The following is an 8,009-nucleotide window of genomic DNA, read 5'->3' on the forward strand; positions in this document are numbered from 1 at the left end:
TTCGTCCGGCCGGTGGCGGTTCCCACCGCTCCCCTACCCCGGTCCGCCGTCGTCAGCCGGACTTGGTCGCCGGCCGGACGCCGCCGCCGGCCGAGCGGCCCGAACGCGGCTCAGGCCTCCGTGGGGTCCGAGGGAATCGCGTGCACCTCGACCGGGTCGTTGCCGGGCTTCCCGCCCGGGGCGGGACAGGCCGACGCCCGTGCGGCGATCTCCAGGGCCCGGTCCTCGTTCTCGACGTCGACGAGCCAGTAGCCGGCCAGGATGGGTCCCGGCTGGGCCGGCCCGTCGGTCACCTGCGGCCGTCCGTCGCTCCCGGCGCGCACCGTCTTGACCCGTGACGGGCCCCCCAGCCCCTGCCCGTCGACCCATTCATCGGCGGAAACGAGCTCCTCGTTGAGAGCGTTCATGTGGGCGAACATGGCCTTCATGTCGTCCGCGGAGTACCCCGACATCACGGAGTCCCACTGGTCGGCAGGCACGTTCATCTGGATCATGTACTTCATTTTCCTCACCCTTCCCGGGCGCTCGTGTGGCTTCTCGGCGTCTTCGAGAAGGTAGACGACCGGGCACCGCGAAACTCATCGGTGCCCCCCGCGCCCGAGCCGTGTCGGGCGCCCGGAAGGGCCGGCGGGGCGGTCCGTCCAGGTGAGGGCGAGAGCACCCGGCTCCTACGGCCGTTCGAAGGCCTGGAGCATTCCGCCGATCGAGAAGCACAGTGCTCCGGACAGCGTCCCCCAGTTCGCGATGTCGGCGTTGACCAGGCTTCCGGTGGCCGGCCGGGTGAACGCGGCCAGCGCCGACAGCATGAAGAGCACCGACCCCAACTGGTTCACGGCGACGACCCACCAGCCCAGACCGCGCGAACGGAAGCAGGGGCGGGACCTGTGGCAGATCTCGGTGAACGCGAGATGGCCCGAGACCAGGAAGAGTACGCATCCGACCACGTCGGGGGCCCAGATGAGCCGGTTGGCCTGCTGCGCGCCGAGCCCCTGGAGGAACGAGTCCAGAAGGTTGACGCCGAACACGAGCGTTCCCACGAACAGCACGAACGTGCTCAGCCAGTCCAACCGCATCGGCTCGTACCCCCACCACCTCCAGCCGGCGGTGACCAGTCGACCTCCCTCCCGGGTGTGGCGAGGCGCGTTCAGCGTCTGCAAGAGGGAGGTGTAGCCCCCGAGGTTGAAGAACAGACCGCCGGCGAAGTAGATGGAGGCGCTCTCGAACGCGTCGCCCGATCCGAACTGGGCCACGGCGGCCCCGAGGGCGAAGAGCGCCCCGCCGATGACGAACGCGCCCGAGGCGACGGCGTTCAGCCTCCGAAGGCGCCCGAGGGCGGTGGCATCGGCGCTCGCGGACACGGGAGCCGTGCCGTCCGGGCCCCGCACCGAGAGCACCCCGCGCCTGCGCGCGACCCTCGACTCCCACACGACGGCTCCCCCGTCGGGGCGGTGCCAGGTGCGTCGGGTGGTGAACGGTCCCGCGCCTTCGGTGCGCTGCTCAGGCTGTCCCACGTGCCGACCCTAGCCCGGGGGATCGACCCCGCCGGACAGTGAAACGCAGCCGCGGGTGACCCTGCCGGCCGTGAAGCCCGTTGACAGTTTCTCTTGTCACCTGACATCCCGACAGCTAAATTTGTCACATGGCAGACTCAGCGGCTATCCCGACCCCCGACAAGAACGACGAGAGCTTTTGGACCACCGTCACGACCCTGGTGGATCCCGCCTGGCGCGAGCCCACCGACGACGACCTGTTCACCATGGACGACAAGGTGCTCGCCGCGGTCCGCGCACTGGCCGAGCGGATCTCGACGCGTGCGCAGGCCTATCGCGCGGCCGACAAGCCCTTCGATCCCGCGCTCATGGCCGCGCCCGACGTGCAACTGGCGCTGCTTCGGGCCCTGTACGAAGCCAAGCGATCCGTCGACCGGTTGGCGGAGAGCGCCGCCACCGTCGCCGGCCGCAGCGGGGCCAGCTACACCCAACTGGGCCTGGCCTGGGGCGGTATCAAGCGTCAGTCCGCCCGCCTCAAGTGGCCCCACGCCGTGGTCAGGAAGTCCGCCGGTGAGTCCATCCCGCTTCGCTACGCGGGCGGTGTCGCCGTCATTCACCATGACCCGGACGCCGACGCCTGGTGGTACACCGCCACTGCCGCGGACCGGCAGGACGAGGAGTCCGAGGCAGTGCACCAGAGCTACGCCGAGGCCATCGCGGGGGCCACCGAGTTCCTCCTGGCGCATGGCCAGGCCGCCCGGCGACCCGGGGCATGACCCGAGCGTTTCCACGGGCGGACTCGAACGCGCACGCGCCGAAGCCTGACGAATCGCTGCGACATCAGCGATTTGTTCTGGATTCAGCCGGTATGACTTCCCCATGATGGGGGCGGGCTCGGGCTCCTCCGGTCCCGCCTCCTCCGCCGGAAGGCTCCGCCATGACGCGTACCCGCCGCAGAACCGCGTCCTGCTCGCCGCGCTGTCCCTGTGCACCCTGCCCCTGGTCCACTCCGCCCCGCGCGCCGAGGCCTCCGGGACGACACACTGCGCCCCCGGCACCTTCCCCGTCCGCCCCGGCCCCGCGGACGGGACCCCGCAGGGTCAGCTCCTGGCACTCCAGCCGGACGCGGGCCCCCGCACCGGCGGCACGCAGGTCACCCTCATCGGCACCAACCTCAGCCCCTACACCCGGGTGCTCTTCGGCACGGTGACAGCCGACGGGTGCTTCTGCGGCCGGGAGGCCACGGACGTGGTGGTGCTCAGTGACACCTCTGTCGTCGCCACCGCTCCCGAATGGCCGGCGGCGGCGACCGTCTCCGTCCGTGCCGCGACCCCCTGCGGACGGCTCACCAACCCGCTCCCCTTCACCTACCTCGACTGACGCCCCCTCCTGCCCTCCGTGTGGCGGACCTGTGGGCCGTGCCTCACGTCACGGCATGGCTGCCGACCGTCAGCTCGACCTCGTCTCCCGTCCGGGCGAACTCGCGGACCAGCCAGGTACGGCTGTCGATGGAAGCGCCGGCGCCGGTGGTGTAGGCCGGGACGGCGAGCACGGGCCCCGCTCCCTCCCCCGTCCGCAGCCGCGCCTCGGTGACGACGTCGTCGGAGAAGCGCAGTTCCACTTCGACCGGCCACGGCTGCGCCGCGAAGGCCCGGGGGTCGGAGAGCCCCTGGAGACGGCAGCGGGCACCGGGAAAGAGATGGGTGTGACCGCAGATGGCCAGGAAGGTGTCCGCTTCGTTCGGTCCGCTGGAGGAATGGGGCATGGCGGGGCTCCGGGATCCGGGGGCGAGGGGCCTTGGGCAGTGTGGCGCACCGGAGGGGCGAGTCGCGGCACTCGGTGGCAGGCCTGCCGCGCCGTCACCCGGTCGGAGCCGCGCCGGGCCCACGAGGACACGGTGGGCGGCCGTGCGGAGCAGCGGAACGGGGCGGCCCACGGCACCCGGTGGAAATCCGCCGGCCAGGAGTGGTGCGCGCCCGGCACCCTGGGGGCATGCACCACGTTGCGAACCGCCGGATCCGCGCGGCCCACACCGCCGACACCGTCACCGTCTACCAGGCGTACTCCCCCCGGCTGGGGGTCCCGGCCGCCCGCGACGGACGGTTCCCGCCGGCCTGGAAGCGGGAGCGGATGACGTGGATCAAGCCGTCGTTCCTGTGGATGATGTACCGCTGCGGCTGGGCCGCGAAGCCCGACCAGGAGACGGTCCTGGCCGTCGAGATCACCCGCGAGGGCTTCGACCACGCGCTGCGCGGCGCCTGCCTCTCGCACCACGAACACGGCACGCATCCGGACGCGGCGACCTGGAAGCGGGCCCTGCGGCACAGTGCCGCCCGCGTCCAGTGGGACCCGGAACGCGACCTGCACCTGAACCCGTTGCCCCACCGCTCTCTCCAACTCGGCCTGTCCGGGCCCCTTTCGCGCGCGTACGCCGACGAGTGGACGGTCGCCATCCGCGACATCACCCCGCAGGTCCGGGAGATCCACGGCCTGGTCCGCGCCGGCGAGAACGCGGCAGCCCGCGCCCTCCTGCCGGTGGAGACCCCCTACCCGGCGGGTCCGCTGCCTCACCTCGGCGCGTAGTCGACCCGGCCGGGCTCGAAGGGCCAGGCCTCGGCGAGCCACTGGCTCACCGCCCGGTGCAGTGGCGCGTCGAGGTACGCCCGGTCGGCCCGTACCCAGGAACTGACCCGCACCCGCACCGACTCCCGCCCCGGCACCCGGTCGTGCTCGTGCTCGTGCTCCTGCCGGGCCGGGTAGAGGTACACGCATCCGATCACCTCGTCGGCCCCTTCGAGGACGCTGTACGTGAAACCGCGACGGCCCGCGAAGTCCTTCGCGTGCCGCTCCAGATCGACCAGGTTCTCCGCCTCGGTCATCCCCCCGATCGGCGGCCAACCCTGCCCGCTGAACCCCGGCGTGGCCCGTATGTGCGCGATGCTCGCGCTCCAGGCGGCCAGATCGCGCACGTTGTGCGCCGGCCCGAGGGGCTCCAGTCGGAAGCCGTCCCCGGTCAATCCCCCGGGCACGTCGAACGCGTCGGGTACGAAGTCCCGCTGATTCTCGATCATGCCAGGACCCTACGAGCGCCACCTACCCCGCGCCCACCACGACCGCCCGGGAGGCCCGCTCCCTCACCCCCGACCGCGCGTTCCGCGGCGGCCTGGACCTGCTCCTGCGGGGCCTGGCCCGATCCCCGGCCGCGCCCGGCCCGAGCGGAGCTGATCGAGCTACTTGACGGCTCTGCGCAGGGCCGCCGGCATGCCCGTCGGGCAGGCTGGATACGGAGGTGATCGCGGTGACGCACGAGGATCCGTCCCACCGGGAGCGGCGGAGTGTTCCCGGGGACGTGGACCGGGCGGTGCTGGACGCCCTGTTCACCCAGTCGCCGGTGGGGCTTCACGTGCTGGACACGCAGCTGAGGCTGGTACGGGTCAACACCGCCACCCGGACGATGCACGACATCCCTGTCGAGGAGGTGCTGGGGCGGCCCTTCACCGATGTCTTCGCCGGCCTGACCTCGCCCGGGGAGGTGACGGAGATGATCCGCGGCGTGTTGGCGACCGGTGTGCCGGTGCGAGAGCGGTTGGTTCGCTCGCGGCTGGACTCCGACCAGGGGCAGGAGAGGGCGCGCTCGGTTTCCGTCTTCCGCCTCAGCGACGCGAACGGGACGGTGCTGGGGGTGGCGGTCGCGGCGGTCGACGTCACGGAATCGCAGGAGGCGCGCGCCCGGCTGCGGGTCCTCGACGGGGTGCGCGAATGTGTGGGGCAGACCCTCGACGTGATCGCCACGTGTCAGGAGCTGGCGCAGGCTGTGGTGCCCTCCTTCGCGGACATCGCCGTGGTGGAGGTCGTGGAGGCGGTGGTGCGCGGCGAGGAACCCCCGACGGGGCCGCTCGCCCAGGACGTGCCGTTGCGACGCGCGGCGTTCCGGGCCCGCGACGGCCATCGGGAGGCTCAGGCCCATCCGGTGGGTGACGTGCGGAGTCTTCGCAACCCCACGCCCTACAGCCAGACCCTGATCGATCTGCGGCCCCGGATCGTCGCCCTGGGCGATGACAGCCCGTGGCTGGGGACGGATCCGAAGAGGGCGGGCGCGATCCGTTCGGCGGGAGCCCACAGCCTGCTCGTGGCTCCGCTGGCCCTGCGGGGACGGGTGCTGGGTCTGGTGAGCCTCTATCGCACCGGCGAGTCCGAGCCCTTCGACCAGGGCGATCTCGGTCTCGTGCGCGAGGTCAGCGCCCATACCGCACTCTGCGTCGACAACGCCCGCCGTTTCACCCGAGAACACACCATCGCCGCGACGGTCCAACGCCATCTGCTGCCGCGCCATCCCGCGGGGCAGAGCACCGTCGAGACGGCCCACTTGCACGTCTCCGGCGGCGGGGGTGGCGGCTGGTTCGACGCGATCGTCCTGTCGGGTGCGCGCACCGCCCTGGTCGTGGGCAACGTCGCCGGACACGGCATCCACACCGCGACCACGATGGGGCAGTTGCGCACCGTCATTCACTCCCTGGCCGCCTTGGACCTGGAACCGGACGAGCTCCTCGCACGCCTCAACGACACGGCCGGCTTCCTGGCGGCGGAACGCGCCGCCCGGCCCTTCGGCGATCCGGTGGACAAGCAGCCGCTCTCCGCGACCTGCCTCTACGCCGTGTACGACCCGTTCGCCCGCACCTGTACGTTCGCCTGCGCCGGTCAGCCGACGCCGCCGGTGATCGTCCGTCCCGACGGCGGCACGGAAACGGCGGACCTCACCATCGGGCCGTCACTGGGCGGCGAAGGGTGGCCCTTCGCCACCACGACCGTCGAAGTCGCCGAGGGCAGCACGCTGGCCCTCTACACCCCGCTGCTCCTCACCTCGGCCCAAGCCGACACCGGGGACGCCCCGGGGCTTCTCCGTGAGGTCCTCGCCCACCCTGATCGATCCCTTCAGGATCTGTGCGATGACGCCCTGTACGCGCTCGGGGCCGGCGAGCGCGACGGTGACGCGGTCCTCCTGCTGGCTCGCACCCGCACCTTCCCCGCCCATGCCACGGCCACCTGGGACCTGGCCGACGACCTCACCGAGGCCGGCACCGCCCGCAGGCACACGCTGCGGACCCTCGAGGAGTGGGGCGTGGACGATGACACCGCGGCCGCCACCGAACTGATCGTCAGCGAACTGGTCACCAACGCTCTCCGCCACGGAACTCCGCCGCTGCGACTGCGCCTCATCAAGGACCGCACCCTCATCTGCGAAGTCCACGACACGAGCCCCACCAGCCCCCATCTGCGTCACGCCCGGGCCGTCGACGAGGGCGGCCGGGGCCTGTTCATCGCCGCGCAGCTCGCCCAGCGGTGGGGTACCCGCCACACCCCCGGAGGCAAGACGGTCTGGACCGAGCAGGACCTTACGCCCTGACCCCGATGGGAACGGTCGTCCGCGGAGGACTCGCGCGTCCTCGATCGCGCGTCCTCAGTCGGCGAGCATGCCGCGGCGCAGGCGGGCCAGGATCCGGGCGAGGATGCGGGAGACGTGCATCTGGGAGATGCCGAGTTCGGCGCCGATCTCGGTCTGGGTCATCTCCCGGACGAAGCGCATCCGCAGTATCCGTCGGTCGCGTTCGTCGAGCCTTCGCAGGAGCGGGGCAAGGGTGTGGAAGTCCTCGAAGCGCTCCAGGGCGGGGTCGATGTCGCCGACCGTGTCGATCGGCGGCCGGCCTTCGGTGCCCGCCGCGGACCGCTCCTGCGTGTTGCCGGCGGTGTCGAGGGAGGCGCTGTTGTACGCGTTGGCAGCCACCAGCCCCTCGATGACCTCCCTTTCGGAGAGTTCGAGGTGCTCGGCGACCTCCCGCACGGCCGGCGCCCTGCCCAGTGCCTCGGTCAGGGCCTCCTGGCATCGGGCGAGTTCGGCGCGCAGTTCCTGGAGGCGGCGCGGTACGTGGGCGGCCCAGGTGGTGTCACGGAAGTACCGTTTGATCTCGCCCGTGATGTAGGGCAGGGCCAGGGTGGAGAACTCGACCTGTCGGTCGGGGTCGAAGCGGTCGACGGCCTTGATGAGCCCGATGGTGCCGACCTGGATGAGGTCCTCGATCTCGACGCACCCGTTGGCCTGGGAGCGAAAGGGCGCCGCCGCGTAACGGACCAGGGAGATGTTCATCTCGATGAGGGTGTTGCGCGCGTACTGGTACTCGCGCGTCCCCTCCTCCGACGCCCTCAGCCGGATCAGGAACAGACGCGACAGTTCTCGCGCGTCCGCGGGCGCGACCCGGAGGGGCTCGTCGATCCGGGGCAGCCCGCCCTCCGACCGGAGGACCGGGGGTTCCCCCTGGTCCAAAGCCTCCGTGGCCGCCTTGCGCCGGGAGTCGACGGCCATGGCGTACGGCATGAGAGCGGTCCTCCTGAACGAACGGTTGCCCGGGGGCGCTGGGTCGTACGGGTCGGGGCGGGGGGGGGGGGCCCGGGGGGGGCCCCCCCCCCCCCCCCCGCCCGCCGCCCCCCCCCCCCCGCCCGGGCGCCGGGGCATGCACCCACACC

The 8,009-nt window shown here is 72.0% G+C and carries 9 protein-coding genes; 4 read left to right on the forward strand and 5 right to left on the reverse strand.

The annotated features are described in order from the left end of the window. Positions 1-110: 110 nt before the first annotated feature. A complete protein-coding gene (locus tag ACIRO3_RS30805; protein WP_404142228.1) occupies positions 111-503 on the reverse strand; it encodes a YciI family protein in 393 nt (130 codons plus the stop codon). A 165-nt stretch (positions 504-668) separates the two neighbouring features. Next, positions 669-1,511, reverse strand: coding sequence for a hypothetical protein (locus ACIRO3_RS30810; RefSeq protein ID WP_404142229.1), 843 nt, complete (start codon positions 1,509-1,511; stop codon positions 669-671). 128 nt (positions 1,512-1,639) lie between these two features. On the opposite strand from ACIRO3_RS30810, the gene ACIRO3_RS30815 reads away from it, so the two are divergent. Further along, the gene (locus ACIRO3_RS30815) at positions 1,640-2,266 is read left to right on the forward strand and encodes a hypothetical protein (protein WP_404142232.1); all 627 of its coding nucleotides are present in this window, start codon (positions 1,640-1,642) and stop codon (positions 2,264-2,266) included. A 103-nt stretch (positions 2,267-2,369) separates the two neighbouring features. Continuing rightward, positions 2,370-2,870: an IPT/TIG domain-containing protein gene (locus ACIRO3_RS30820; RefSeq protein WP_404142235.1), complete on the forward strand. Its 501-nt coding sequence runs from the start codon at positions 2,370-2,372 to the stop codon at positions 2,868-2,870. 43 nt (positions 2,871-2,913) lie between these two features. Here ACIRO3_RS30820 and ACIRO3_RS30825 read toward each other — a convergent pair whose 3' ends face one another. Beyond that, positions 2,914-3,255 carry a hypothetical protein gene (locus tag ACIRO3_RS30825; protein ID WP_404142237.1) on the reverse strand — a complete coding sequence of 114 codons (342 nt, stop codon included), beginning with the start codon at positions 3,253-3,255 and terminating at the stop codon, positions 2,914-2,916. A gap of 227 nt (positions 3,256-3,482) precedes the next feature. Here ACIRO3_RS30825 and ACIRO3_RS30830 point away from each other — a divergent pair, with 227 nt between their 5' ends. Then, positions 3,483-4,073: a DUF4291 domain-containing protein gene (locus ACIRO3_RS30830; protein WP_404142240.1), complete on the forward strand. Its 591-nt coding sequence runs from the start codon at positions 3,483-3,485 to the stop codon at positions 4,071-4,073. On the opposite strand, the gene ACIRO3_RS30835 is transcribed toward ACIRO3_RS30830, so the two are convergent. Continuing rightward, a complete protein-coding gene (locus ACIRO3_RS30835; protein WP_404142242.1) occupies positions 4,058-4,561 on the reverse strand; it encodes an N-acetyltransferase in 504 nt (167 codons plus the stop codon). The genes ACIRO3_RS30830 and ACIRO3_RS30835 overlap by 16 nt on opposite strands. Positions 4,562-4,788: 227 nt before the next feature. On the opposite strand from ACIRO3_RS30835, the gene ACIRO3_RS30840 reads away from it, so the two are divergent. After that, the gene (locus tag ACIRO3_RS30840) at positions 4,789-6,894 is read left to right on the forward strand and encodes a SpoIIE family protein phosphatase (RefSeq protein ID WP_404142245.1); all 2,106 of its coding nucleotides are present in this window, start codon (positions 4,789-4,791) and stop codon (positions 6,892-6,894) included. Between the two features lie 54 nt (positions 6,895-6,948). On the opposite strand, the gene ACIRO3_RS30845 is transcribed toward ACIRO3_RS30840, so the two are convergent. Further along, a complete protein-coding gene (locus ACIRO3_RS30845) occupies positions 6,949-7,860 on the reverse strand; it encodes a SigB/SigF/SigG family RNA polymerase sigma factor (RefSeq protein WP_404142248.1) in 912 nt (303 codons plus the stop codon). Positions 7,861-8,009 lie beyond the last annotated feature (149 nt).

The sequence above is a fragment of the Streptomyces sp. NPDC102278 genome, assembly GCF_044766345.1.
In the GTDB taxonomy this organism is placed as follows: domain Bacteria; phylum Actinomycetota; class Actinomycetes; order Streptomycetales; family Streptomycetaceae; genus Streptomyces.

Bases quoted from the DNA above. Each gene is read 5' to 3' on its own strand.
- ACIRO3_RS30805 (WP_404142228.1), bottom strand. From the start codon at position 503: ATGAAGTACATGATCCAGATGAACGTGCCTGCCGACCAGTGGGACTCC.
- ACIRO3_RS30815 (WP_404142232.1), top strand. From the start codon at position 1,640: ATGGCAGACTCAGCGGCTATCCCGACCCCCGACAAGAACGACGAGAGC.
- ACIRO3_RS30820 (WP_404142235.1), top strand. From the start codon at position 2,370: ATGATGGGGGCGGGCTCGGGCTCCTCCGGTCCCGCCTCCTCCGCCGGA.
- ACIRO3_RS30825 (WP_404142237.1), bottom strand. From the start codon at position 3,255: ATGCCCCATTCCTCCAGCGGACCGAACGAAGCGGACACCTTCCTGGCC.
- ACIRO3_RS30830 (WP_404142240.1), top strand. From the start codon at position 3,483: ATGCACCACGTTGCGAACCGCCGGATCCGCGCGGCCCACACCGCCGAC.
- ACIRO3_RS30835 (WP_404142242.1), bottom strand. From the start codon at position 4,561: ATGATCGAGAATCAGCGGGACTTCGTACCCGACGCGTTCGACGTGCCC.
- ACIRO3_RS30845 (WP_404142248.1), bottom strand. From the start codon at position 7,860: ATGCCGTACGCCATGGCCGTCGACTCCCGGCGCAAGGCGGCCACGGAG.